This window comes from Bradyrhizobium sp. MI1.3, assembly GCF_055811695.1.
In genome coordinates, this window is record NZ_JBVVPQ010000008.1 from 1 (window position 1) to 22,487 (window position 22,487).

22 protein-coding genes are annotated in these 22,487 nt (G+C 62.2%); 11 read left to right on the forward strand and 11 right to left on the reverse strand.

Annotated elements, in window-relative coordinates:
* Positions 1 to 107: 107 nt before the first annotated feature.
* Together AC0L3A_RS07450 and AC0L3A_RS07455 are read right to left on the reverse strand one after the other, a co-directional pair.
* The gene (locus AC0L3A_RS07450) at positions 108 to 1,499 is read right to left on the reverse strand and encodes a sensor histidine kinase (protein ID WP_473253924.1); all 1,392 of its coding nucleotides are present in this window, start codon (positions 1,497 to 1,499) and stop codon (positions 108 to 110) included.
* Between the two features lies 1 nt (position 1,500).
* Positions 1,501 to 2,175, reverse strand: a complete 675-nt coding sequence (locus AC0L3A_RS07455; RefSeq protein WP_007592584.1) for a response regulator transcription factor — start codon at positions 2,173 to 2,175, stop codon at positions 1,501 to 1,503.
* Positions 2,176 to 2,489: 314 nt separating this feature from the next.
* On the opposite strand from AC0L3A_RS07455, the gene AC0L3A_RS07460 reads away from it, so the two are divergent.
* The 4 genes from AC0L3A_RS07460 (at position 2,490) to AC0L3A_RS07475 (ending at position 7,486) form a co-directional block, all read left to right on the forward strand.
* Positions 2,490 to 3,536 carry an alpha/beta fold hydrolase gene (locus AC0L3A_RS07460; RefSeq protein WP_473253925.1) on the forward strand — a complete coding sequence of 349 codons (1,047 nt, stop codon included), beginning with the start codon at positions 2,490 to 2,492 and terminating at the stop codon, positions 3,534 to 3,536.
* Between the two features lie 227 nt (positions 3,537 to 3,763).
* Entirely contained in the window at positions 3,764 to 4,744 is a 981-nt protein-coding gene (locus AC0L3A_RS07465) for a sensor histidine kinase (protein WP_473254062.1), read from the forward strand.
* Between the two features lie 293 nt (positions 4,745 to 5,037).
* The gene (locus tag AC0L3A_RS07470; RefSeq protein WP_473253926.1) at positions 5,038 to 6,567 is read left to right on the forward strand and encodes an FAD-dependent monooxygenase; all 1,530 of its coding nucleotides are present in this window, start codon (positions 5,038 to 5,040) and stop codon (positions 6,565 to 6,567) included.
* A 652-nt stretch (positions 6,568 to 7,219) separates the two neighbouring features.
* Positions 7,220 to 7,486, forward strand: a complete 267-nt coding sequence (locus tag AC0L3A_RS07475; protein ID WP_473253927.1) for a hypothetical protein — start codon at positions 7,220 to 7,222, stop codon at positions 7,484 to 7,486.
* 1,055 nt (positions 7,487 to 8,541) lie between these two features.
* Here AC0L3A_RS07475 and AC0L3A_RS07480 read toward each other — a convergent pair.
* Both AC0L3A_RS07480 and AC0L3A_RS07485 read right to left on the reverse strand, forming a co-directional pair.
* Positions 8,542 to 8,901: a hypothetical protein gene (locus AC0L3A_RS07480; RefSeq protein ID WP_473253928.1), complete on the reverse strand. Its 360-nt coding sequence runs from the start codon at positions 8,899 to 8,901 to the stop codon at positions 8,542 to 8,544.
* A gap of 153 nt (positions 8,902 to 9,054) precedes the next feature.
* On the reverse strand, positions 9,055 to 9,723 hold the full coding sequence (locus AC0L3A_RS07485; RefSeq protein WP_473253929.1) for a CPBP family intramembrane glutamic endopeptidase: 669 nt from the start codon (positions 9,721 to 9,723) through the stop codon (positions 9,055 to 9,057).
* Positions 9,724 to 9,778: 55 nt separating this feature from the next.
* Here AC0L3A_RS07485 and AC0L3A_RS07490 point away from each other — a divergent pair, with 55 nt between their 5' ends.
* Together AC0L3A_RS07490 and AC0L3A_RS07495 are read left to right on the forward strand one after the other, a co-directional pair.
* Entirely contained in the window at positions 9,779 to 10,093 is a 315-nt protein-coding gene (locus tag AC0L3A_RS07490) for an RNA polymerase sigma factor region1.1 domain-containing protein (RefSeq protein ID WP_473253930.1), read from the forward strand.
* A gap of 48 nt (positions 10,094 to 10,141) precedes the next feature.
* On the forward strand, positions 10,142 to 10,411 hold the full coding sequence (locus tag AC0L3A_RS07495) for a hypothetical protein (RefSeq protein WP_473253931.1): 270 nt from the start codon (positions 10,142 to 10,144) through the stop codon (positions 10,409 to 10,411).
* A 321-nt stretch (positions 10,412 to 10,732) separates the two neighbouring features.
* On the opposite strand, the gene AC0L3A_RS07500 is transcribed toward AC0L3A_RS07495, so the two are convergent.
* From AC0L3A_RS07500 to AC0L3A_RS07520, 5 genes are all read right to left on the reverse strand, one after another.
* A complete protein-coding gene (locus tag AC0L3A_RS07500; RefSeq protein WP_473253932.1) occupies positions 10,733 to 10,960 on the reverse strand; it encodes a hypothetical protein in 228 nt (75 codons plus the stop codon).
* Positions 10,961 to 11,144: 184 nt separating this feature from the next.
* Positions 11,145 to 11,495: a YunG family protein gene (locus tag AC0L3A_RS07505; protein WP_473253933.1), complete on the reverse strand. Its 351-nt coding sequence runs from the start codon at positions 11,493 to 11,495 to the stop codon at positions 11,145 to 11,147.
* A 388-nt stretch (positions 11,496 to 11,883) separates the two neighbouring features.
* Entirely contained in the window at positions 11,884 to 12,975 is a 1,092-nt protein-coding gene (locus AC0L3A_RS07510; protein WP_007592593.1) for a TRAP transporter substrate-binding protein, read from the reverse strand.
* Between the two features lie 232 nt (positions 12,976 to 13,207).
* Complete coding sequence (locus AC0L3A_RS07515; protein WP_007592595.1) at positions 13,208 to 14,350, reverse strand: Mrp/NBP35 family ATP-binding protein; 1,143 nt, start codon at positions 14,348 to 14,350, stop codon at positions 13,208 to 13,210.
* Between the two features lie 53 nt (positions 14,351 to 14,403).
* On the reverse strand, positions 14,404 to 14,841 hold the full coding sequence (locus AC0L3A_RS07520; protein ID WP_007592597.1) for a VOC family protein: 438 nt from the start codon (positions 14,839 to 14,841) through the stop codon (positions 14,404 to 14,406).
* A 182-nt stretch (positions 14,842 to 15,023) separates the two neighbouring features.
* Between AC0L3A_RS07520 and AC0L3A_RS07525 the strand changes: the two genes are divergently transcribed.
* From AC0L3A_RS07525 to AC0L3A_RS07545, 5 genes are all read left to right on the forward strand, one after another.
* A complete protein-coding gene (locus AC0L3A_RS07525; protein WP_354127830.1) occupies positions 15,024 to 15,896 on the forward strand; it encodes an NAD(P)-dependent oxidoreductase in 873 nt (290 codons plus the stop codon).
* Positions 15,897 to 15,918: 22 nt separating this feature from the next.
* Positions 15,919 to 17,196, forward strand: a complete 1,278-nt coding sequence (gene nhaD, locus AC0L3A_RS07530; RefSeq protein ID WP_007592600.1) for a sodium:proton antiporter NhaD — start codon at positions 15,919 to 15,921, stop codon at positions 17,194 to 17,196.
* Between the two features lie 137 nt (positions 17,197 to 17,333).
* The gene (locus tag AC0L3A_RS07535) at positions 17,334 to 18,929 is read left to right on the forward strand and encodes a sensor histidine kinase (protein WP_007592601.1); all 1,596 of its coding nucleotides are present in this window, start codon (positions 17,334 to 17,336) and stop codon (positions 18,927 to 18,929) included.
* Positions 18,930 to 18,973: 44 nt separating this feature from the next.
* Complete coding sequence (locus AC0L3A_RS07540; protein ID WP_007592603.1) at positions 18,974 to 19,177, forward strand: DUF1289 domain-containing protein; 204 nt, start codon at positions 18,974 to 18,976, stop codon at positions 19,175 to 19,177.
* A gap of 28 nt (positions 19,178 to 19,205) precedes the next feature.
* Positions 19,206 to 19,760, forward strand: a complete 555-nt coding sequence (locus tag AC0L3A_RS07545; RefSeq protein WP_007592605.1) for a TIGR02281 family clan AA aspartic protease — start codon at positions 19,206 to 19,208, stop codon at positions 19,758 to 19,760.
* Positions 19,761 to 19,793: 33 nt separating this feature from the next.
* Here the strand turns inward: AC0L3A_RS07545 and dusA are convergent, their stop codons facing one another.
* Together dusA and AC0L3A_RS07555 are read right to left on the reverse strand one after the other, a co-directional pair.
* On the reverse strand, positions 19,794 to 20,789 hold the full coding sequence (gene dusA / locus AC0L3A_RS07550) for a tRNA dihydrouridine(20/20a) synthase DusA (protein ID WP_473253934.1): 996 nt from the start codon (positions 20,787 to 20,789) through the stop codon (positions 19,794 to 19,796).
* 420 nt (positions 20,790 to 21,209) lie between these two features.
* Positions 21,210 to 22,484 carry a Zn-dependent hydrolase gene (locus AC0L3A_RS07555; RefSeq protein ID WP_473253935.1) on the reverse strand — a complete coding sequence of 425 codons (1,275 nt, stop codon included), beginning with the start codon at positions 22,482 to 22,484 and terminating at the stop codon, positions 21,210 to 21,212.
* Between the last annotated feature and the right edge of the window lie 3 nt (positions 22,485 to 22,487).

A 22,487-nucleotide genomic window follows, 5' to 3' on the forward strand; every position in this document is an offset into this window, starting at 1 on the left:
CGCGAGTCCGACTGCGAGTCGAATGCGCGGAGGCAACCCCTCATCCGGCGCTTCGCGCCACCTTCTCCAACAAGGGGCGAGGGTGCAGCGTCAGTGCCGCGCCGCGTTCAAATCAACGTCGCCGACTTCTCCGCCAGCCTGAACCGCAGCGTGAACTGCGCGCCGCCGCGCGGAAGATTCTCCACCGCAACCGTCGCCGCGTGATCATCCGCCACCGCGCGCACGATCGAGAGCCCGAGGCCGGCGCCGTCGCTGCGCTGGCGGTCGGCGCGCCAGAAGCGCTGGAAGATCAATTCGCGCTCGGATTCCGCAATTCCCGGTCCGCGGTCGCGCACGTGAACCGCACCGTCCTCGCTCACCTCGACATCGACCGACGTGTCCTTTGCCGTGAACTTGATGGCGTTTTCTGCAAGGTTGAAGATCGCGCGCTGGAGCATCACGGAATTGCCGTGGATCAGCACCGGCGCCTCCGTACCCTTCAGCGCGATATCCTTGTGCTGCGCGATCGCGAGCGGCGCGATCGAACCGACCACCTCGGCGCAGACCGCGCGCAAATCCGCGGTCTCGCCGGGATCGAGCACCAGCGTGTCGAGTTCGGCGATCTCCAGCAATTGCGCGACGATGCGGCTCATGCCCTCGATATCGGCATGCAACGCCTGGCGTGCAGCGCCGTCGCCGAGCGTCTCGATCCGCGTGCGCAGGATCGCGAGCGGCGTGCGCAGTTGGTGCGCGGCGTCGGCGGTGAACTGCCGCTGCACCCGAAAGCCGTCCTCGAGGCGGTCGAGCGCCTGGTTGACGGCGGTGACGAGCGGCATGATCTCGCGCGGGATCTGCTCCGTCGGCAGGCGGATGTCGGTGCGCGCCGGGCCGATATTGCTCGCCTCCTCGGAGGCCTTCCACAGCGGCGCGACGGCGCGGCGAAAGATGATGATGTCGATGGCGAGCAGGACCAGCAGGATCGGAATCGTGATCCACCCGACCCGCCGGAAGAAGTTCGAGACAATGTCATCGATGATGACGTCGCGGTGCGCGAGGTCCTCCGCGACGCGAATGCGCATCACCTTGCCGTCGATGATGCGAGTGACGCCGGCGCCGGAAATCGTTTCGGAGAGCGGCGGAGGCGCGGCCGTGGCAGTGCCGGTCTTGCGCCGCGACGAGAACAGCAGATTCCCCTCGGCATCGCGAATGTCGTACTGGTAGCGGCCATAGGCTTCCGAATAAAGGCCCTTGAGACTGTCCGGCAGGTTGAACGTCAACAGCCCGTCGGGCTGGGCGACGATGCGCTCGGCCAACACCTCGGCCTGCGCGCGCATGGCATCGCGATGCAACTGGTCGATCTCGGAATTGAGCAGCCAGAACAGCACCAGCGGCAGGAAGATCGCGACCACCGCGACCGCCACGATGTGCAGGAACACGATGCGCCAGATTAGCGATTTGAACGTTGGCGACCTCGCATGGATTCCGGCGCGGAATCCGGCGTGAGATCCGATCCGGGCCACGCTATTTCTCCTCGGCCATAAGATAGCCGACGCCACGGATGGTGTGGATCACGACCTTGGCGCCGTGCTCGGCGAGCTGCTTGCGCAACCGCGAGACGTAGACCTCGACCGCATTGGAGGCGACTTCGCCGTCGAGACCGAAGATGTGGTCCTCGACGTTCTTCTTCGGCACCACCCTGCCCTGCCGGCGCAGCAGGATCTCAAGCACCGAGGTCTCGCGCGCGGAGATGATGCGCGGCTGGTCGTCGACGAAGATCTGACGGCTTTCGGTGTCATAGACGAGGTTGGCGAGGCGCAGCGAGCGGCCGAGCAACTGGCCCGGACGGCGCAGGATCGCCTCCAGCCGCGCCACCAGTTCCTCCATCGCGAACGGTTTGGCGAGATAGTCGTCGGCGCCGCTGCGCAGGCCGCTGACGCGGTCCTGCAAACCGCCGCGCGCGGTCAGCACCAGCACCGGCAAGGGCTCCATCTGCCGGCGCAGCTCGCGCAGCACCGACAGGCCATCGCCGTCGGGTAGTCCGAGGTCCAGGATCATCGCGGCATAGCTGACACTGCTCACGGCTTCGCGCGCCTCGGCGGCGCTGCCGACGATGTCGCTCTCATAGCCGGCCGCCGACAGCCCGCCGGCAACGAGCCGTGACAGCTCGGCATTGTCCTCGACGATCAGAAGGCGCATCGCATTTTCCCGCGGGATGTTCCGGTACACCGCACGGCTCGCGCCGCATGTTGGCTGTCTTCCACCATCCGGGACATCTCGGCCAGCGAAAAAGCACTTCCCGGCGGGGCGCCGCTCCCTTCCGTCAGGTTCCTGTAAGCCAATCAGGGCACCTGCGGATGAGGTCGCGGATGGCGCGGACGTTTGCCCCCTTGGGCCCCGTCGCCGGCGCCGCATCGATCCTGCCAAGGAACGAACACCCCGGCGAACCGTTTAACTCAGCTGCAACATTTCTCATTTGATGGGGCGTCGTGCAGACCACCTAGGTAATGCACATGCGCCTTGCACGACGAACACGTTCCAGCTCCCTTCTATCCGATTGCCTGGCCGCCATCACGCGACATCCGGGCGCCGCCGCGTTTGCTGCCGCAGGTACCTTCATCGCGGCTAGCGCAATCATAAACCGGCGGCTCGCGAACAAAGCGCAACGCGATAATCCTCCGCAGGGTCGGTTCATCGATATCGATGGCGTTCGCCTGCACTATTTGGAACGCGGCAGGGGCAAGCCGCTGGTTTTGTTTCACGGCAATGGCAGCCTGGTCCAGGATTTCGACGCGAGTGGATTGATCGATCTCGCAGCCGAAAACTACAGGGTCATCGTGTTCGATCGTCCCGGATTTGGGCATAGCTCGCGGCCGAGGCACGTCGTCTGGACCCCGGATGCCCAGGCGGACCTGTTCAAGAAGGCGCTCGATCAGCTCGGCGTCTCTCAAGCGATTGTCCTTGGCCATTCGTGGGGCGCGTCGGTTGCGGTTGCGCTGGCGACAAGACATCCTTCGGTCGTGCAGGCTCTCGTGCTGGCCTCGGGCTATTATTTCCCGACGCCCCGCTCGGACAGCGCCGCGTCAGTGCTGTCCGCCCTACCGGTGCTCGGGGACCTCATCAGCTCCACGATTTCGCCGCTAGCCGGTCGGATGATGTGGCCCGCGACGTTGCGCAAGTTGTTTGGGCCCCGGCCGGTCCCGAACAAGTTCACGGGCTTTCCGAAAGAAATGGCGCTCCGCCCATCACAGATGCGGGCCACAGCCGCTGAAGCGACGATGTTGATCCCCGCCGCATTCTCAGGTTCGAAGACTTATGCAGAACTCAAGATGCCCACGATCATTATCGCGGGCCAGGGCGATCGTATGATCGATATCAAGCAGTCGGTCAGGCTGCATGGCGAGATCAAGCAGAGCAAATTGCGCCGGATCGACGGCGCGGGACACATGATTCATCATTCCGCAACCGCGGACGTGATGGCGGCGATCGACGAAGCTGCTGCCGAGGCCGTGTTGATTCATGGAAGGGAAGACTCAGGCGTTTCGCGAAGCAACGCGTAATCGCTCACCAACAACGCCGCTGATGGCCGCCGGCGAACCTCATGGGTCGTTCGCGGAGGATCGCTTCTGAGCCAACTCGGGCGCGGGACCAGGCTTCAACCCGCCCTTTCGATAGAACCGAGACCTTTTCGCCCGGGTATGGTATCTGTCGATCACCGGTCGGCAGGGGGACCGATTTGGCCGGATATGCAGGAAAGCAAAGCGCAATGTGTGCTAGCCAGGTGACGATGCCGTTGTGGCACGAAAGGCACCTCCGGGCTGCCACTCGCGCGGCCGGTGTCGCTCTATGGTCGTGGAACGTTGATACCGACGCCATCACCATGGATGAACCCGCGTACGACCTTTGGGAGGTGCCCAAGGGCGAGCAGAAAATTACGTTCGAGATACTGTCCAAAAACATCCACCCCGCCGATCTCGAGAGGGTGAGATCGGCATTTGCCGCTACTCGCGCAGTCGTCGGCTCCTACGAAATAGATTTTCGTATTCTAACCGGAAGCGATATCCGTTGGATCTCCGCTCGGGGCCAAGGCGACGACGCCGACATCGCGGATCGAACCATGTTCGGTATTTTCCTGGATGTAACCCAACGCAAGCAAGCTGAGGAAGCCAACGAGCTGCTGGCGGGCGAGATGAGTCACCGGCTGAAAAACCTTCTCACCATCGCAACGGCGCTGACTCAAATGAGCTCACGCTCGGCAACATCAAAAGAAGATATGGCCCATGAGCTGACCAGCCGCCTGATCGCTCTTGGACGTGCTCAGGACCTTGTTCGCCCGGTACCAGGACGAAATCGAGAGGGGACGCTTCTTGGAGACCTCATCTCTGTTCTGCTTGCTCCGTACGATGAAAAGGGAGCCAGCGTTCGTATTCGCGTCTCGGTCCCCAAGATGAACGTGGGAGAGACTTCCAGCACAGCGCTCGCCTTGGTAATGCATGAACTGGCAACCAACTCTGCGAAATACGGTGCGCTGTCGCTTTCAAGTGGTACCCTGGACGTGTCGTGCAACGCCCACGAGGACGAGGTCGTGGTCAAGTGGACGGAACGGGGCGGTCCTCCCGTTGTCGCTCCAACAAAGCTCGAAGGCTTTGGAAGCAAGTTGGTGCACCGAAGTATGGCCGCCCAGCTTGGCGGGGCTATAACTTTTGACTGGTCGGATGAGGGTGTGGTGGTCATCCTGCGCATGAGCAAAGACCGTCTTGCGAATTGATGTTCAGCTGATTTCCCGCGCACAGTCCTGTCATCCGTCTGCGATTGGCCCCATGTCCCGTTGACGAGGCTACGACCCGGCAGCTAAATTGGGCGCGTCGGAAAAGGCAGACTTGGTCTGGTAAGCCCAAGTCCTTTCGGTGACGAAAGCTCTGGTCTTTGACCTCATGGCTGAGATCCCCACGACGAACACGGTCGCTGTTCAGGCGATCACACGTTCGTCCGTGAGGTCCTCAGCTCTGGGAAACGCTCCGGTCGAACATCGACAGTCGATCATCGACAACGGAGCATTTTATGCAGTCCCCCGACACCATCCCCTATGACGTCATCATCGCCGGCGCCGGTCCCGTCGGCCTCTTTCTCGCTTGCGAGCTGCGGCTTGCCGGCTGTTCGGTGCTGGTGCTGGAGAAGGCGCAAGACCAGCACTCGCCGCTGAAGAGCCTCCCGTTTGGCTTGCGCGGCCTGTCGGTGCCGACCATCGAGAGCTTCGATCGCCGTGGCTTGCTGGATAGCTTGAAAGCTCGCGCGACGAGCCGCGACACTCCGGCGGCTGCGCACTGGATGCAGCAGCAGCGTCGCCCCGGCGGTCATTTTGCCGGCATCCAATTCTTCCATGATCAGATCGACGCTGCGCAATGGCCGTACCGCCTGCCCGGCCCGATCACCAACATGGCCGCCGACATGGCAAGCATCGAAGCCATCCTTACGACCCGCGCCAGGACGCTGGGTGTCGAGATCCGGCGCGGCTGCGGTGTCGAGGCGTTCGTGCAGTCGATCGATGGCGTCGCCGTCGAGGTGAGCGGCGAAACGGTTCACGGCCGCTGGCTCGTCGGCTGCGACGGCGGGCGCAGCAGCGTGCGAAAAGCGGCCGGTATCGGCTTCACCGGGACCGATCCGGAGTTCACCGGCTATTCTGTTCAGGTCGAGCTGGCCGATCCAATCTTGCTCACGCCGGGTCGCCACTACACGCCTTCGGGCATGTACACATATGCGGCGCCGGGGACGGTCGCGATGGTCGATTTCGACGGCGGCGCCGCCCACCGCAGCGAGCCGGAACGCGACCATGTCGAGGCGGTGTTGCGCAGGGTCTCCGGCATCGACGTGACCGTGACGACCCTGCTCCTCGCCACCACCTGGACCGACCGCGCTTATCAGGCAACCGACTATCGCATGGGCCGAATATTGCTGGCGGGCGACGCCGCACATGTCCATTCGCCTCTGGGCGGCCAGGGCCTGAACCTCGGCCTTGGCGATGCCATGAACCTCGGATGGAAGCTCGCGGCGACCATTCGTGGCGATGCGCCGTCCGGCCTGCTCGACAGCTATTCGACCGAGCGACATCCGGTAGGAGCACAAATCCTCGACTGGTCGCGCGCACAGGTCGGGCTGATGCGCCCCAGCAAGAGTTCGCGCGCGCTCGAAGCCATCGTTCGCGATCTCATCGGCACGCGCGACGGCACCACCTACTTCGCCGAGCGCGTGTGGGGCGTTTCGCTCCGTTACGATCTCGGCGGTCGGCATCCTCTGGTGGGCCGAAGCGCGCCGGACTTCAAGTTCGCCGACGGGACAAGACTGAACGAGCACCTCCGAACGGGACAAGGGCTGCTGCTGGATTTTGGCGCACGGCCATCGCTCCAAGCGCTTGCGAGCCGCTGGCGCGGCCGGATCACCTATGTCGCAAACGACGCCGAGGATGGACTGGGCGTGGCTGCTTTGCTCGTGCGCCCCGACGGCGTGGTGAGCTGGGCCAGCGAAGAGGCTCCTGACAATGATGAAGTGTCTCAAGCTGCAGCGCGATGGTTTGGTGAGCCCGATACGGGCTAGACACGTTCGCGTTGTCGATGCCGGCGTTACTTCGTCTCAGGGCGTTTACTCAAGGCCCGATCAGCCTGCGCGGAGGAGAGTCATGTCCGTTCACCCTTTAAGACCGGACATGGCCAATTCGCCCCAGCTAGTCCGCTAGGGGCCAAGAGGCGACCTTTCTAGAACTGCCGGCGAGAGCTAAATCCTATTGTCTGTTTCCCTGCTCAACAAAATCGCCCCACTCCTCCCTGAGAACCGCACGATAGCTTCCGGGAGGAAGCACTTCCTCTATGACTTCCGCATTCCGGGAGGCGTTTGGATCTAAGAACAACCCGACCAAGGGCATGCACGCCTTCATGGCGTAGCGCGCGGCGTCGTCGGATGTCCGAACCCCCGCCGCTTGAGCATCAGGTGCGTGCGACCGAACACAAGCTCGGAAGCGAGAAACGGACGGCAGCTCTCCATGACGCGTCTGAGCGGATAGCTGAGGCGATAATGTCAGAAGCGAGATCAAAATAGCTGCTCTCAATGGACGCTCCAAGACATTGAAATGGACTAACGTTGAACTTCGCTGTTGGGACCGAAATAAGGGCGGCCAAGTCTGCAATGGGTCACAATGCGAAGAACTCAACGTGAGCAAATCTGGTCCGCCATGCCTCGGTGAGCGGACCTCGTGGAACGCCGCCGCCACTTCGCTGATGGGCCAATTCCGGACGTCACGTCATCGTTGGTTTTCCTGCTCGGCGATTTCCCGCCCCATCGAGGAAAATTCCTCCTCATGCGCAGCAATGGCCTCGTCAACAGTTGCGAACCATCGACTGCGTTCTACCGGCTCGACTTCGATAAAAAGCTCGACAAATTGGCGATCGAACTCGAGGCGGGCGTTGACCGTGACCGGCAACACATAAAAGTCAGCACTTTGGACGCAAAAAAGATGTGAGGAAACGTCCTCAAAGCATCTGAAGTGGACCGCTCTTTCGGCGCCACTTCGCTTCCAGATAGAGAGCTCTCGATACATCCGCATCCACCGACTAGCCAACAATGATCGCGCAATAGGTTTTCCCATCGTGCTGCCCAGCTCTGGCGTATAGCACAAGGCGTCAAGTCGGCTCTGGGTCAATCGTGCCGGTTTGGCGCTCGGTTGCAAACTTCCGGTTCGCTCCTGTGAACCGACGTTTGGCTACGCCGCGCCAACGGAAGCGATGGGCCAAAGGCTGCCCTCGGCACCTAATATGACCTTGGTCAGCTCACCTCTCGGAAGCGGACCTGCCTGCGCGCGGGGCAGAGGTCAGCCACGAGCCGACATCATTTCGTACGAAAAGGCCGTCACCTGAGGCGGCCTCAGTCCTTCCAGATGCGTTCGCCGCATTCGCATTCGAACAGGTGGATGAGGTTCCCGGTTTCCACGTTCAGGATCGCGCGAACTAGCACCAGCTGCTTGTCGCAGACACGACATCTCCGGTCCGAACTACTTTCGATTACTGCGATCTTCTCTGCGCGGAGCAGATCCATATTAAAGTCCCCCCTCAAAGCAGGCGCGATACTACTCGATGGGCTCCGCAATTTGATCATACAGAGGTATACTTGCCGGTGCTTCGCCACCACCAAGGGGGGCCGATGTTCTCGGTCAAAAGCTGCCTTGGGTAGCTCGAATTCCGCGCATCAGCTTGCCTCCCAAAAAGCAGACCTCCCGGCACGCAGAGCTAAGGTCAGCTACGGGTCACAAGCGGTCCTGCACTGGCTGCTCGCGGCAGGTCAGCTATGGGGCCAAGAGGCGACATGGCGGACGGATCATCAGGTGCGCGGTCCGACTGCCCCGAACGCTACTCGCTCGAAATCGATGCCAAACGTGCTCTATCCATATGAGAAGCCCTCCAGCTTATGAATGTGGCCATCCCGAAGCCAGAGCAGAAATCCCATCCCATGCTCAAGCCCGACAATAGTCGCTCCGACATCGCCCAGTGGCGAGGCAACATCTTTGATTGGCGAACGATGTCAGACGTCGAGCGTGGTATAGAACCCGGTTCCCGTGTTCTCGCGGGCAGTGACGCGCACTTTCCCCTGCTGGGCAGCGAGCGCATCAGCGACTTCAGGTACCTGAAGCGCAATAGCGTTGAGCACGGCCTGCTCTAGGCACGACAAAACTTCCATGGGTCGCAACTCGTGGAGGCGAGCACGCACTGTGGTGCCACTGCGATCAAAGTCGATTTCGGGGTGCTCGGCGAACGTTTCTTCCGCTCGGGAGATGGCTCCAGCCTCGTTCGCCGCGTGAAGGACCGCCACGAAGAGCTTTTCGCCGTCGCGCTCCCAGACGACTTCGTACATCTTCATGCCGGCCTGAAACTTGAAAATCATGAGGCCCTCACAGGCAGACTATATCAAGGCCAATAGTCAATCACACTAACGTCACGCAGTCTGCTCAGGGTCACAAGCGGCCTTTCGGCATTCCGGTTGTGAGGTCTGAGATGCGGCCAGAAGCGGTCGTAAGACTTCCGAAACCTGCAAGGCTCATTGCGCGAAAACGATCGAATCGACCAAGTAATGCGCGAGTACCACCGGCCATAGCGCACCTGACCGCCGCAGCATTAGCATGAGGAAAATGCCAATTGTTGTGGCGAGAAGAATATTGCCGAGCCCGGCCCACCAATGATACGCGCCGAACAGAACTGACGTGGTGAGCAGGACGAAGATGCCGTTACCAAGATAAGGCTGAATTGCTCGCCGGATGTATTGGCGAAATATGATTTCTTCGCTGGCGGCGACCAGCGCCAAGCCAAAAACAAGATCGAATGCGTTTAGCCATCCGGTCGGGTGTGGATATGTGCCGAGAACCGTTGCCGGGAATGCTGCATTGATGAGATGTCGCGGCCACTGGCCAAAACTGCCCAACAAGCAAATTCCAACAATCCATAAGACAATCTCAAAAAGGGAGATTTGCCGTTTGCTTATTCGAAAGGCCGCGACACGAGCAGAAGGTAACGCCGCCAAAGCGGCGAGAGCAGCAATCCGACCCGCATAGTCCCAGAGAAGCCAGCTTGCGGCTTGCTGCTGATGCAATCGCATTACCTGAGACGCAACTAGCGCCATAAGAGTTAGGAGAAACGACCAAATTAACGGACGAGCAATGGAGCGATTGTTCTCGCACTTTTTAGAAACGCCGGAGGAGTGTTCTTCCATGCTCGCCCGTAAACTACCTGTCGCTTGAACCTAGGACAGTTGGAACGGAGCGTCCATGTCGGTCTCGTTGCTGTCCGCCTCTGATGACCGCTTAGGATCGCAATCGGTCTTCGACCGGCTGCGCGCCGCAGGTCAGCTAAGGGCCAGAACCCGACTCTCTCCCGCTATAGTAGGGGTTACCGACGGAGAGAGCACGAGCGTGCGCGAAATCATTCGACGAGCGATCGAAATTGGTGAACGAGACAGCACGATTGGATTCGATGAATTAAATCAATTGTGTGCTGGTGCAATACTGGAACCCGAAGACATCGAAAGCATTCTCAGCGCTCTGAGCGAAGCAGGAATCTGGATTGAAGAAGATCGAACGTAGCGCGGGCCTAGCGATATAGGTCTGCAATATGAGTCTAGGATCGGGCCCATGGCCATAGACAAACTATCTTCTCGCCTCTGGCGCGGTCAGATCAGGGATGTTCTGAACCAGCAATGGGATCCGATTGGCGAGTGCCCGGCCGACGAATACGATGCCTATGTTGGTGCTGTGGCTGCCATGCTGCGCGACCACGCGACCGATGAGGCGCTTATGAAGTATTTCGAATGGGCCGAGGCTGTGCACATGGGTCTCGATCGGTTTGAGCACGAGCGCGCCAGCAGGGTCGTAGCATCGTTAAGAGCACTTGGTGTGCCGTAGCTGGTCCCGCCGAATTTCCGCTGTGGGTCAGAGGCTGCCCTCGGATGCCAGCGTAACCGCAGTCAGCTCACCTCCCGGGAAGGGACGTCGTGTCGCTCTGAACTAAGGTCAGCGAAGGGCCAGAAGGCGAGGTTGGATCGGACCTTGAGTTCAGAAGACGCACCTAATTTGAAAAGTCGCATCCCGGACCCCCGCCGGGGTATCTCTCGGGCGAGTCGTCGGGTGCAACCTTATCGCCCTTGATGAAGCCGACAACAATGATACCCAACAAGCCCATACCCGAGAGAACCGCAAACCCTTGGAACAGTGTCATGGGTCCCGTTAGAATTTGATCGGCGGCTGAACATCAGCAAGCGCCTCTTTCAGAGGAGGCCAGTTTAGAGCCATCGTGACGGTGCTCGCGATGCCACGTTGAGTAAAGCTGATCTCAAAAATTTCGCCCGTTTCAGCCTCAATCTCGAAAGTGATTTTGGCATCCGTCTCAGTGGGAGGCGTACCAATCATACGGCGACCTAAGACCATTAGCGGCAGTTTTATTTTACGTGGCATCAACGGTCCTATAGGTCAAGCGCCTTGGTTGCATAGATAAAACACATCAACCTTTAATTTTTTAGGGAGCGGGTGCTCTTAGGGAAGCGGGTTAACTTCTGCAATGGGTCACAAGCCGCCGATCACGCTCAAGGTGGCAGACTTCCGCTTTGCGTTGGCAAGCCGACGTTTATGAAGACACACCCTAGTCCGAGTGCGGACAGTGCACCCGGAAAGCGGCCCTGAGTTCCGCCAGCTGATCGTGTGCTGCACCCAGCTCTGCGTCGGACAGATCCGGCAGCACGTCCATGTAGGCGATCGGCCGATCGAACTGGCTCGCCGTGAAGTCGTACCTCTTGCCTCCAATCCGATTGTAGAAATGGTCGCCGGCCGGCAGCGGCGTCTTCAGCAGCTCGCCGCCGAACAGTTCGTGAATCAGTAGCGCGGTCACGTTGCATTGCCCGGCGGCTGGATTGTCTGCCGTCCATTGACTGGCCGTTGCCAACGACCAGGCCTTGCGCAGCGCGCTTTGAACCTCATCGGGATCGAAGCTCATCGTCAACCCAGGCCAGCCGCCGAGGCGCTAATTTCGGATTTTGCGATAATACCTTTATGCCACTGTTTTGCCCGACGAGTCAAACGGTCTCGCTGAAGCACTCGCTTGGTGCGCCTCCCGCTTTCGCTCCCAAAATGCGAAGTTCCCATCGACCGCGTGATGCTCGGGCCTTCCTGCCAATTAGCTCCATCGCATCAAGCGCTTGGCTGCACGCGCAGCGCCTTGTCCTCTCACCCCTCGTCTACTGTGCATGGGGTTGTTTTTCAGATTTTTTGTTGGACGCCCCACCCGTACCCCGGCGACAACGCCGCTCCGCAGCCTCGTCCCAAAGAAAAAGCCCGGCCTCGCGAACGAGACCGGGCCTGTCGTCTTGCGGCTTATTCGAAGATCAACCGCGAGTGCGCGAGCGGATCATGAAGCTGTCGTAGGTGTATTCGGCAACCTGCCACCACAGATACTCGTCGGAGCGGTAGGCCTGCATGGCGTCGATCGACTTCTTGAAGTCGGGGTTCTTGGCCGAGATCTCGCCCCACAATTCGTTGGTCGCCTTGAGACAGGCTTCCAGAACTTCGTTGGTGAACGGTCGAAGCTGCGTTCCGCCGGCGACGAGACGCTTCAGGGCGCCGGGGTTCACCATGTCGTAGCGCGCGGCCATCCAGGTGTTGGTGTTGACGGTCGCGTTGGTGAGGATCGCCTGATAGTTCTTCGGCAGTTCGTTCCACTTGTCGATGTTGGCGAAGGCGTGAACGGTCGGACCACCTTCCCAGAAACCCGGGTAGTAATAGTACTTGGCGACCTTGGCGAAGCCGAGCTTCTCGTCATCGTAGGGACCGACCCACTCGGCCGCGTCGATGGTGCCTTTCTCCAGCGACGGATAGATGTCGCCGCCGGCGAGCTGCTGCGGCACCACACCGACCTTCTGGAGCACCTGGCCGGCAATGCCGCCGATGCGCATCTTGAGGCCCGAGAGGTCGGCAACGGTCTTGATCTCCTTGCGGAACCAGCCGCCCATCTGGGTGCCGGTGTTGCCGCAGGGGAAGCCCATCACGTTCGACTTCTTGAAGAACTCGTTGGCGAGCTCGTTGCCGCCGCCCTGGTACAGCCAGGAATTCTGCTGGCGTGCGTTCAGACCGAAAGGCACCGACGCGAAGATCGCGAAGGTCGGGTCTTTGCCGACGTAATAATACGACACCGTGTGGCACATCTCGACGGTGCCCTTCTGCGTCGCATCGAGCGCCTGCAGGCCCGGAACGATTTCACCCGCCTGGAAGACCTGGATCTGAAACTTGTTGTCGGTCATCTCGGCGACGTACTTCGCCATCTGCTCGGCACCGCCATAGATGGTGTCGAGCGACTTCGGGAAGCTCGATGTCAGGCGCCACTTGATCTCGGGCGAGGACTGCGCGATCGCCGGCGAGGCCACCGCGGCGGTCGCCGCCGCGCCGGCTGCCGACACTTTCAGAAAATCACGACGCTTCATCTTCAGTCTCTCCTTGTTGGGGCGTTTCCCCTAACTTCCTCTTTGCTGCCGCTCATTCCGGCGACGCGTTCTTGGGCCGCGTCGAACCGAAGGGGCTTGACTGCCGTGGGCCTTTAACACGGAAGCCCCGCTTTCGAAACGCGACATTGGCATGACAGGGCTCTACGAAAGTCGCATGTCCCCAGAGTATTGGTTTGAAGGGGTTGGCTTGAAGGTATTGCCTTGGATCCGCTCAGGCCGCGGCGACGACGCCCTTGAGCTGGTCCCGCACCTGTCCCGCAATGGCGCGGTAGATCGCCGCATGGGGACCGTCCGGCTCGCTGTCCACAACGGGCGTGCCCGCATCCGAGGTGGCGCGAATCGCCATGTGCAGGGGGACCTCGCCCAGGAACGGTACCCCGAGCTTCTCAGCCTCGTGGCGCGCGCCGCCATGGCCGAAAATGTCGGATTTCGTGCCGCATTGCGGGCACTGGAAATAGCTCATGTTCTCGACGATGCCGAGCACGGGCACGTTGACCTTCTTGAACATCGCAAGCCCCCGCCTTGCGTCGATCAGCGACAGGTCCTGCGGGGTCGAGACGATCACGGCGCCTTTCAAAGGGACGTTCTGCGCCAGCGTGAGCTGGGCATCGCCGGTCCCTGGCGGCATGTCGACGACGAGGACGTCGAGCTGCCCCCATGCGACGTCGCGCAGCATCTGCGTCACCGCCGACATCACCATTGGCCCGCGCCAGATCATCGCCGTCTCTTCCTCCACCAGGAAGCCGATCGACATGATCGCCAGGCCGAAGCGCCTGAGCGGAATCATCTTGCGCTCGCCATCCAGCTCCGGCTTCTCATGCAGGCCCGTCAGCCGCGGCACCGAGGGGCCGTAGATGTCGGCATCGAGCAGCCCGACCTTGAGGCCCAGATCGCGCAGGCCCAGCGCAAGATTGAGAGCAGTGGTGGACTTGCCGACGCCGCCCTTGCCCGAGGCAACCGCGATCACGGCCGCGACGCCCGGAATCTCGGACTGCCGCGCCATCGGCGATTGGGCGCCGCCCTGCGGCGGCGGCTTGTGGGCATGGACCGGCTGCACGCCTGGCGTACCGCGGCTGGGAGTTGGCGGCGGTGGCGGCGCCGCGCCGGCCTTGCGCTCGGCGGTCAGCGCCACCATGACGGTGGTGACGCCGGGAATGGCCCGCACCGCGGCCTCGGCCTCGGCCCGGACGGATTCCCAGGCGCGCGCCTCGGCGGCATCGACATTGATCGAGAAGAACACCTTGCCGTCGGCCGCGCTGATCGCGCTCAGCACATTGGCATTGGTGAGCGCGACCCCGCGCGGCGACTTGATCCTGGCGAGGCTGTCGAGAACCTGTTGCTGCGTCACGCTCAAAGCGCATCTCCTAGAATTCAAGATGCCCCATTAGAGCGGAAACGCCCAAAAGGCTACTGCCTGCCGATATCGTCAGCCATCTCGGCGGGCGCGGCGCCCTGCTCCAGGGCCGCTTCGTAGTTCAGCTCGATCATGACCCCGTTCGGGTCGTGGACGAAGATCTGCCAGAGTTCGCCGCCGGGCACCTGGCGGGAGTCGAACTTCATCCCCTTTGAGGCCAGCCGCTGTTTCATGCCGTCAAAGCCGCGGCTGGCGAAGGCGACGTGGTGGACAACGCCGGAATCCGGCTTTTGTGGCTCGGCAGTCGGAGAAATATCGACCAGGTGCACCACCGGTTTACCCTCGCTGTACATCCAGGCGCCGGGGAAGGCGAAATTCGGCCGGGGGCCTTTTTCCAGGCCCAGCACGTCCTCGTAGAAGCGGGCGGTCTCGGCCAGATTCCGGGTCCGGATGTTGAAATGATCGAGCACGCCCACGCTTACGCCGCCCATGCCTTCGCTCCATTTTTTTGAAGTCCTTAAGTCCGCCATCCTAACACAGGCAGGGGCCAAACGAAGCCGTTGCCCTCCGGCCTCAAGGGTTTATGGTGCGGCCGATCTGCCGCAATGGCGGAACCGGACGGCCCTCGCCCGGCAAGAACCGTAAAACCCAAACTACGGACAAGGTACCACAGATGGCTAAAGTCGCTTTCCTCGGTCTCGGCGTGATGGGCTTCCCCATGGCCGGACACCTCGTGAAAAAAGGGGGCCATGAGGTCACCGTCTATAATCGCACCGCGGCCAAGGCGAAGGAGTGGGCGGACAAGTTCGGCGGCAAGACCGCGGCGACCCCGAAGGCCGCGGCCGAGGGCCAGGATTTCGTGATGTGCTGCGTCGGCAACGACAACGATCTGCGCGCGGTCACGATCGGTGCCGACGGCGCGTTTGCCGGCATGAAGAAGGGTGCGACCTTCGTCGACCACACCACCGCTTCCGCCGAGGTCGCGCGTGAGCTTGATGCTGCCGCGACCAAGGCCGGCTTCAAGTTCATCGACGCACCCGTGTCCGGCGGCCAGGCCGGCGCCGAGAACGGCGTGCTGACGGTGATGTGCGGCGGCACGCAGGACGCCTATGCGGGTGCCGAGCCGATCATCACGGGCGCCTATGCGCGGATGTGCAAATTGCTGGGGCCCGCCGGCTCCGGCCAGCTGACCAAAATGGTCAACCAGATCTGCATCGCCGGCCTCGTCCAGGGCCTCTCCGAGGGTATTCACTTCGCCAAGAAGAGTGGCCTCGACGTCGCCGCCGTGATCGAAACCATCTCAAAGGGCGCCGCGCAGTCCTGGCAGATGGAGAACCGCTACAAGACCATGAACGAGGACAAGTACGATTTCGGCTTCGCGGTCGAATGGATGCGCAAGGATCTCTCGATCTCACTGGCTGAAGCCCGCCGCAACGGCGCCAACCTGCCCGTGACCGCGCTGGTCGACCAGTTCTACGCCGAGGTCGAGAAGATGGGCGGCAAGCGCTGGGATACGTCGAGCCTGCTCGCGCGCCTTAATCGCTGACACCTGACGAAGTGATCCTGTCTTGCTGATCGCACTCGCCGCAATCTTCGTCCTCGCCTATGCGGCGATCGCGCTTGAGCATCCGATCGGGGTGAACAAGAGCGCGTCTGCTCTACTCGGCGCGGGCGTGCTCTGGACAATCTACGCGCTCGCGACCGGCGACCACACGCTGGTCGGCCGTCAGCTTGACGAGTCCGTCGCCGCCACCGCGCAGATCGTGTTCTTCCTGGTTGGCGCGATGACCATCGTCGAGGTCATCGACGCCCATGACGGTTTCGAGGTCATCACCTCCCGCATCAGCACGACCAGCCAGGTCCGTCTGATATGGCTGATTGGCTTCGTGACCTTCTTCCTCAGCGCAATCCTCGACAATCTGACCACCACCATCGTCATGGTCTCGCTGATCCAGCGGTTGATCGCCAAGCGCGACGACCGCTTGCTGTTCGCCTCACTCATCGTCATCGCCGCAAATGCCGGTGGTGCATGGACCGTGATCGGCGACGTCACCACGACCATGCTGTGGATCGGCGGACAGATTTCGCCCCTAAAAATCATGGGCGGGGTGTTCCTGCCCTCGCTGCTGAACCTGCTGGTGCCGCTCGCATTCATCAGCTTTTCGCTCAAGGGCAAGACCATCGCACCGCCGCCGAAAGAGGACGGATTGCAGGGCGTCGATCCGTTCGAGCGGAACGTGATGTTCTATCTCGGACTCGGCGTGCTGATTGCGGTGCCCGCCTTCAAGACGGTCACGCACCTGCCGCCGTTCATGGGCGTCCTGCTCGGGCTTGGCATCGTGTGGTTGGTCGGCGAGATCGTTCATCGCAATAAGGATGAGCATGTCCGCGGTCCGCTCACGCTTGCGAATGCGCTGACGCGGATCGACATGGGCTCGATCGTGTTCTTCCTCGGAATCTTGCTCGCGGTTGCCTGCCTCGAACATGCCGGCCTGCTCTCCATGCTGGCCAAATGGCTGGACACCGCGATCGGCCGACAGGACATCATCGTGATCGTGCTCGGGCTGCTCAGCGCCGTCATCGACAACGTGCCGCTGGTCGCCGCGACGATGGGTATGTACGACCTCGCGCATTATCCACCCGACAGCTTCATCTGGGAATTCATCGCCTATTGCGCCGGCACCGGCGGCTCGATTCTGATCATCGGCTCGGCCGCAGGCGTCGCCGCCATGGGGCTCGAGCGCATCGAGTTCCTCTGGTACGCCCGTCGCATCGCCCTCCCGGCGCTCGCCGGCTATCTGGCGGGAGCAGTGGTGTACATCGCACAGCACGCGGCGCTGCATTGAGCGGCTCACACCGGATCCAAAATTAACGCCGGGTTAACGTAATTCTTTAGCTCCTTAAGTCACCTCTTAAGGATTTCTTGCCAGAGATAGACAATGCAGAAGGCCCGTCCCGCGCGGGCAGGAATTGTTGTTGTGCGATGAGTAAACCCGCTGAAAAGCCCGAGGTTGTGCAGCTTCCGGCCGAGCCGGTGAGCGTGCCGTCGGCGAGCCATCGCCGGGCTGCGGCACAGCGGGTGCGCGAGGCGCGCGACAAGTTAACGTCTACCAGTGGAACCCGGCCGGCTTTCGACGCCGAGATGCTGCGCCATTACGCCCAGACCCGGCTGTCGGCCTCCTATGTCGTGATGCTGCTTGTGGTCGCGACGGGCGTGCTGTTTGGGCTGTGGATGCAGCCGATCCCGGCCGCGGCCTGGACCGCCGGCATGCTTTGCATCCATGCCGCGATGATCCGCAGCTGCCACCGCTTCCTGGCCGAGCCCGCCTCGCCCGCGGGAACGCGCGCATGGCAGACACGCTTCGTCGTCCTCGACCTGCTCTATGGCCTTTGCTGGATGGCGATCCTGATCCATCCCGTGCTCGACATGATCACGGAATCGCTGATGATGTTCCTGATGCTGCTGGTGATCGCAGTATCGAGCATGCTGGCCGCCAATCTGCCGATCGCCGCCCTCGCCGCCACCGCACCGGTCGCGGTCGCGATGGCGCTGAGCTTCGTGATGACCGGCTCGCTGGACAATTACATCCTGGCCGCGCTCGCCCTCGCCGCTGAAGGCTATTTCGTGCTGCTGGCCCACCGTCTGCACTCTTCGACCTTCGCCACGCTCGAGGCGCGCGCCGAGAAGGACGCGCTGATCGGCGAGCTCGAACAGGCCAAGGCGATCTCGGACGAGGCGCGCCACCGCGCCGAATCCGCCAATGTCGCCAAGTCGCGCTTTCTGGCGCAGATGAGCCATGAACTCCGGACGCCGCTCAATGCGATCCTCGGCTTCTCGGAGGTGATGAAGAGCGAGATTTTCGGCGCGCATGCCGTGCCGGTCTACAAGGAGTACTCGGCCGACATCCACAATTCCGGCGTCCACCTGCTCAACCTCATCAACGAGATCCTCGATCTGTCGCGGATCGAGGCTGGCCGCTACGAGCTCAACGAGGAAGCGGTCTCGCTGGTCGGCATCGTCGCCGACTGCCATCATCTGATGAAGCTGCGCGCCTCGAGCCGTGGCATTACCATCCACGAAGTGTTCGAGCAGGCAATGCCGCGGCTCTGGGCCGACGAGCGGGCGATCCGCCAGGTCGTGCTCAATCTGCTCTCCAACTCGATCAAGTTCACTCCGCAGGGCGGCGAGATCTGGCTCAAGGCCGGCTGGACGGCTTCAGGCGGACAATATCTCTCGGTGAAGGATACCGGCTCCGGAATCCCCGAGGACGAGATCCCGGTCGTGCTGGCATCGTTCGGCCAAGGCTCCAACTCGATCAAGTCGGCCGAACAGGGCGCCGGTCTCGGCCTGCCGATCGCCAAGAATCTGGTCGACCTGCACGGCGGTACGTTCACGCTGAAATCGAAGCTGCGCATCGGCACCGAAGTGATCGTCACCTTCCCGCCCGAGCGCGTGATGAGCGCGCTGGCGCCGATATCGGATGATTCTCCGCCGCTCCAACCCGAGAGTTCCGCGGTCGCGGACGAGAAGCGCCGGCCCCGCCGCAAGCCGATCATGAGCGCAGGTACGGGCTCGTAACGAGATGCTTGCAGTCATGCCCGACCATCCGCCACTATGTCCGAATGAGCAAAGAAACGCCGTGCGTGGCCGTCTGCATGATCGATCCCAAGACCAGGCTGTGCTTCGGCTGCGGACGCACATTGCCGGAGATCGCGCGCTGGCACGCCATGGAGAGCGCGGAACGGCTCGCGCTCATGGCGCTGTTGCCGGCGCGCATGAATCAGGCTGGACTTGCGCCCATCGCGGGATCGCCGAAACGCAGCTGACCGGCCTGAGCGCATCGGGAGATGCGCAATGATCCGGTTCCTGCTCGTTCTCATCATGCTCGCCTGCACGGCCGGTGCCGTCGTCGCCTATGGCGATTCCGACCAGATCGCGCGCGCGAGCAGCAAGGTCTCGCATATCTTTCGCACGCAGACCGCAGCGCCCGCCCCCGCCGTGCAGATTCAGCGCGGCCAGGGCGGCGAATTCGCGCTGCGCGCCAAGATCAACGGCGTGGCCGCACCGATGGTCATCGACACCGGCGCGACCTCGGTGGTGCTGACCTGGGAAACCGCGAAAGCGATCGGGCTGCCGCTCGAGATGCTCGAATACGACGTCGATCTCGAAACCGCGGGCGGTCACACCAAGGCGGCCCGCCTCACGATCGACCGTCTCTCCGTCGGCCACCTCGTCGAGAAATCGGTGCCGGCCCTCGTCGTGCAGCGCGGACAGATGAAGACCAACCTGCTCGGCATGAGCTTCCTCGATCGCCTGGAGAGCTGGGGCGTGCGCGCCGACAAGCTGATGCTCACCGGTTATCCGGAGCTCCAGACCAGTCACCGCCGCTCGCGCCTGGCAGTCGACTAGACTTTTGCAATCCGGCTCGTCATGCGACTACGGCTAGGCCGCCGCCTCTGCCGGCGCGCGGGCACCGACACGTGCAATCGCATCGCGCAGCACCTCGAGGCCGGCGCCCGGCTTCACCCCCTGCTCGGCAAGATGGCGGCGGAAGGCGCGCGCGCCGGGCACGGCATGGAATGCGCCGACGAAATGCCTCGTCATGGAGTGCAGCCGCGTGCCGCGCGCGAGCTGTTGTTCGATGTAGGGCATCATCGCTTCGAGCGCATCCTGCATCGAGGCATGCGGCGCCTCCTCGCCGAAAATGTCGGTATCGACGGAGAGCAGCCGCCATGGCTCCTGATAGGCGGCCCGTCCGAGCATCGCGCCGTCAACGTGATCGAGATGTGCTTTGGCCTCGTCGACACCGGGGATGCCGCCGTTGATGATGACAGGCACATTGGGCATCGCGCGCTTGAGGCGATAGACGCGATCATAGTCGAGCGGCGGGATGTCGCGATTCTCCTTCGGTGACAAACCGTTGAGCCATGCTTTCCGGGCATGCACGATAAGCGCATCGCAGCCGGAGGCGACGACCGCGCGCGCAAGCTTGTCGAGCGCGACCTCCGGATCTTGGTCGTCGATACCGATGCGGCACTTCACGGTCACGGGCACGGCCACCGCACCCTTCATCGCCTCGACACACCTCGCCACGAGATCAGGCTCTGCCATCAGGCAAGCGCCGAAACGGCCGTCCTTCACGCGGTCGGAGGGGCAGCCGACGTTGAGGTTGATCTCGTCATAACCGAACTCCTCGCCGATCCGCGCCGCCAGCGCCAGCTTGCGCGGATCCGACCCGCCAAGCTGAAGCGCGACCGGGTGCTCGACCATGTCGAACCCAAGCAGCCGCTCCCGGTCACCATGAATGATGGCACCAGTGGTCAGCATCTCCGTATAGAGCAGCGCCCGCCGCGTCAGGTGACGGTGGAACACCCGGCAATGCCGGTCGGTCCAATCCATCATGGGGGCCGTGGCGAATTTGCGATCTAAGTCATTCATTTTGCTAATATATTCCGACTCAGATCAATCCTCTACGTAATTGGAGCGGTCGAGAAATCTGGTTTGACGAGGCTTCCGCCGCTTGGCTCTTCTAGGGCCATATATGCACGAATTGGAAGCGGAAATCGCGTCTTCGGATTCTCAGTGCGCACGTCACGCACACGAGAGCGAGAGCGCGCACACAACCCGTCAGCAACGAGGACTAGGATGTCGTAGTCCGAACGGACGGCGAGGCTCCTGTGATTTTTGACCGATCTTGAGGCAATGCCCGGGTTGCCGCATCTGAAGGTGCGCTGAGATCCAGCGCTTCGGCGGGCCTCGGCCTGCGGCGTGCGCATTCCATAAGCAGCACTTGGACGCCTCACCCCGCGGCGCGGAGACATGCCATCGCATCGCGATAGTGCTCCGGGGCAATTTCCGTTATCCCCCCACCTCACCTCCCGCAACGAAAGACCGGGTGGTGAACGCAAGCTCTCGCAGCACCTGCGCAAGGACGCACGCGCCGGCGGCGACATCGGCCGGCTCAGTCCACTCGTGCTCCACATGGCTCGCACCGTCCCGGCACGGGATGAAGATCATCGCCGCCGGACAGATCTTTGCCAGATGGCGCGCGTCGTGACCGGCAGCCGACAGAATGTCCATGGCCGGAAACTCCTGGTCACCTGCCGCTTGCGCAATCAGCTCGCGCAAGCGCGGATCGAACGCGTTCGAGGGTGCGTCGACCAGCGTCGTCACCGTAACCAGGCACGGCGGAGCGTGCTGACCGCAGAGCGCCGTGATGCGCGCGCCCGCCGCGTCAAGCACGGAATTGTCCGGATGGCGCAGATCGATGCTGAAGCTGACGCGCGACGGCACCACCGAAGGCGCGTTGGGCTCGACGAAGAGGCGTCCAATCGTGAACTTGATGTCGCCATCGAGGGTGCCGATCTCGGCATGCAGCCCGGTCGCCATTCGGGCAAAGGCCGCGAGCGCATCCCGCCTCTCCGACTGCGCCAGTGTGCCGGCGTGTCCCTCAACGCCCTCGACAACCACCTGAAAGGTCTTCTTGCCTTGGATGCCGGTGACGACACCGATGGTGCACGCAGCTGCTTCCAGCAATGGCCCCTGCTCGATATGCAATTCGAGATAGGCTCCAGCGGAAGAGCCGAGCGGCCTGTGCGGCATGTCAGGGAAGGCCTGGTGGAGGCGATCGAGCGCTTCGCCGACGCTGATGCCGTCGGCATCGCGCGCGGCGCGGATCGCATCCATGTCACGCTCACCGGTGAACGCCTCCGAGCCCATCATGCCCGGGGCGAAGCGCGAGCCCTCCTCGTTCATCCAGGCAACGACGATGACGTCACGCGCGGGCTTCTCATCTTGCTCCGCGACTGAAACGACCGCTTCGAGTGCAGCCATGACACCGGCCGCACCATCGAATTTGCCACCGGTCGGCTGGCTATCGAGATGGCTCCCAAGCAGAAGCGGTGCCATGGCGCGATCGCGGCCGGCTAGCGTCAAGAAAAGATTTCCTGCGGCATCGGTCGACGGTGTCAATCCCGCCTCGCGCGCCCAGCCGATGACGCGGCGCCATGCGGCGATCTCGCCGTCGCTCAATGCCTGCCGGTTGACCCCGCCGGCGGGCGTCACGCCGATCTCGGCGAGCGACATCAGCCGCACCCAAAGCCGATCGGCGTTGATCAGGGGCTTGCTCGTCATCGA

What these genes read in the sequence shown, in the direction of transcription:
- AC0L3A_RS07455 (WP_007592584.1), bottom strand. Translation starts at nt 2,175, where the DNA reads ATGCGCCTTCTGATCGTCGAGGACAATGCCGAGCTGTCACGGCTCGTT.
- AC0L3A_RS07460 (WP_473253925.1), top strand. Translation starts at nt 2,490, where the DNA reads ATGCGCCTTGCACGACGAACACGTTCCAGCTCCCTTCTATCCGATTGC.
- AC0L3A_RS07465 (WP_473254062.1), top strand. Translation starts at nt 3,764, where the DNA reads ATGCCGTTGTGGCACGAAAGGCACCTCCGGGCTGCCACTCGCGCGGCC.
- AC0L3A_RS07470 (WP_473253926.1), top strand. Translation starts at nt 5,038, where the DNA reads ATGCAGTCCCCCGACACCATCCCCTATGACGTCATCATCGCCGGCGCC.
- AC0L3A_RS07480 (WP_473253928.1), bottom strand. Translation starts at nt 8,901, where the DNA reads ATGATTTTCAAGTTTCAGGCCGGCATGAAGATGTACGAAGTCGTCTGG.
- AC0L3A_RS07485 (WP_473253929.1), bottom strand. Translation starts at nt 9,723, where the DNA reads ATGGAAGAACACTCCTCCGGCGTTTCTAAAAAGTGCGAGAACAATCGC.
- AC0L3A_RS07490 (WP_473253930.1), top strand. Translation starts at nt 9,779, where the DNA reads ATGTCGGTCTCGTTGCTGTCCGCCTCTGATGACCGCTTAGGATCGCAA.
- AC0L3A_RS07495 (WP_473253931.1), top strand. Translation starts at nt 10,142, where the DNA reads ATGGCCATAGACAAACTATCTTCTCGCCTCTGGCGCGGTCAGATCAGG.
- AC0L3A_RS07500 (WP_473253932.1), bottom strand. Translation starts at nt 10,960, where the DNA reads ATGCCACGTAAAATAAAACTGCCGCTAATGGTCTTAGGTCGCCGTATG.
- AC0L3A_RS07505 (WP_473253933.1), bottom strand. Translation starts at nt 11,495, where the DNA reads ATGAGCTTCGATCCCGATGAGGTTCAAAGCGCGCTGCGCAAGGCCTGG.
- AC0L3A_RS07510 (WP_007592593.1), bottom strand. Translation starts at nt 12,975, where the DNA reads ATGAAGCGTCGTGATTTTCTGAAAGTGTCGGCAGCCGGCGCGGCGGCG.
- AC0L3A_RS07520 (WP_007592597.1), bottom strand. Translation starts at nt 14,841, where the DNA reads ATGGGCGGCGTAAGCGTGGGCGTGCTCGATCATTTCAACATCCGGACC.
- AC0L3A_RS07525 (WP_354127830.1), top strand. Translation starts at nt 15,024, where the DNA reads ATGGCTAAAGTCGCTTTCCTCGGTCTCGGCGTGATGGGCTTCCCCATG.
- AC0L3A_RS07535 (WP_007592601.1), top strand. Translation starts at nt 17,334, where the DNA reads ATGAGTAAACCCGCTGAAAAGCCCGAGGTTGTGCAGCTTCCGGCCGAG.
- AC0L3A_RS07540 (WP_007592603.1), top strand. Translation starts at nt 18,974, where the DNA reads ATGAGCAAAGAAACGCCGTGCGTGGCCGTCTGCATGATCGATCCCAAG.
- AC0L3A_RS07545 (WP_007592605.1), top strand. Translation starts at nt 19,206, where the DNA reads ATGATCCGGTTCCTGCTCGTTCTCATCATGCTCGCCTGCACGGCCGGT.
- dusA (WP_473253934.1), bottom strand. Translation starts at nt 20,789, where the DNA reads ATGAATGACTTAGATCGCAAATTCGCCACGGCCCCCATGATGGATTGG.
- AC0L3A_RS07555 (WP_473253935.1), bottom strand. Translation starts at nt 22,484, where the DNA reads ATGACGAGCAAGCCCCTGATCAACGCCGATCGGCTTTGGGTGCGGCTG.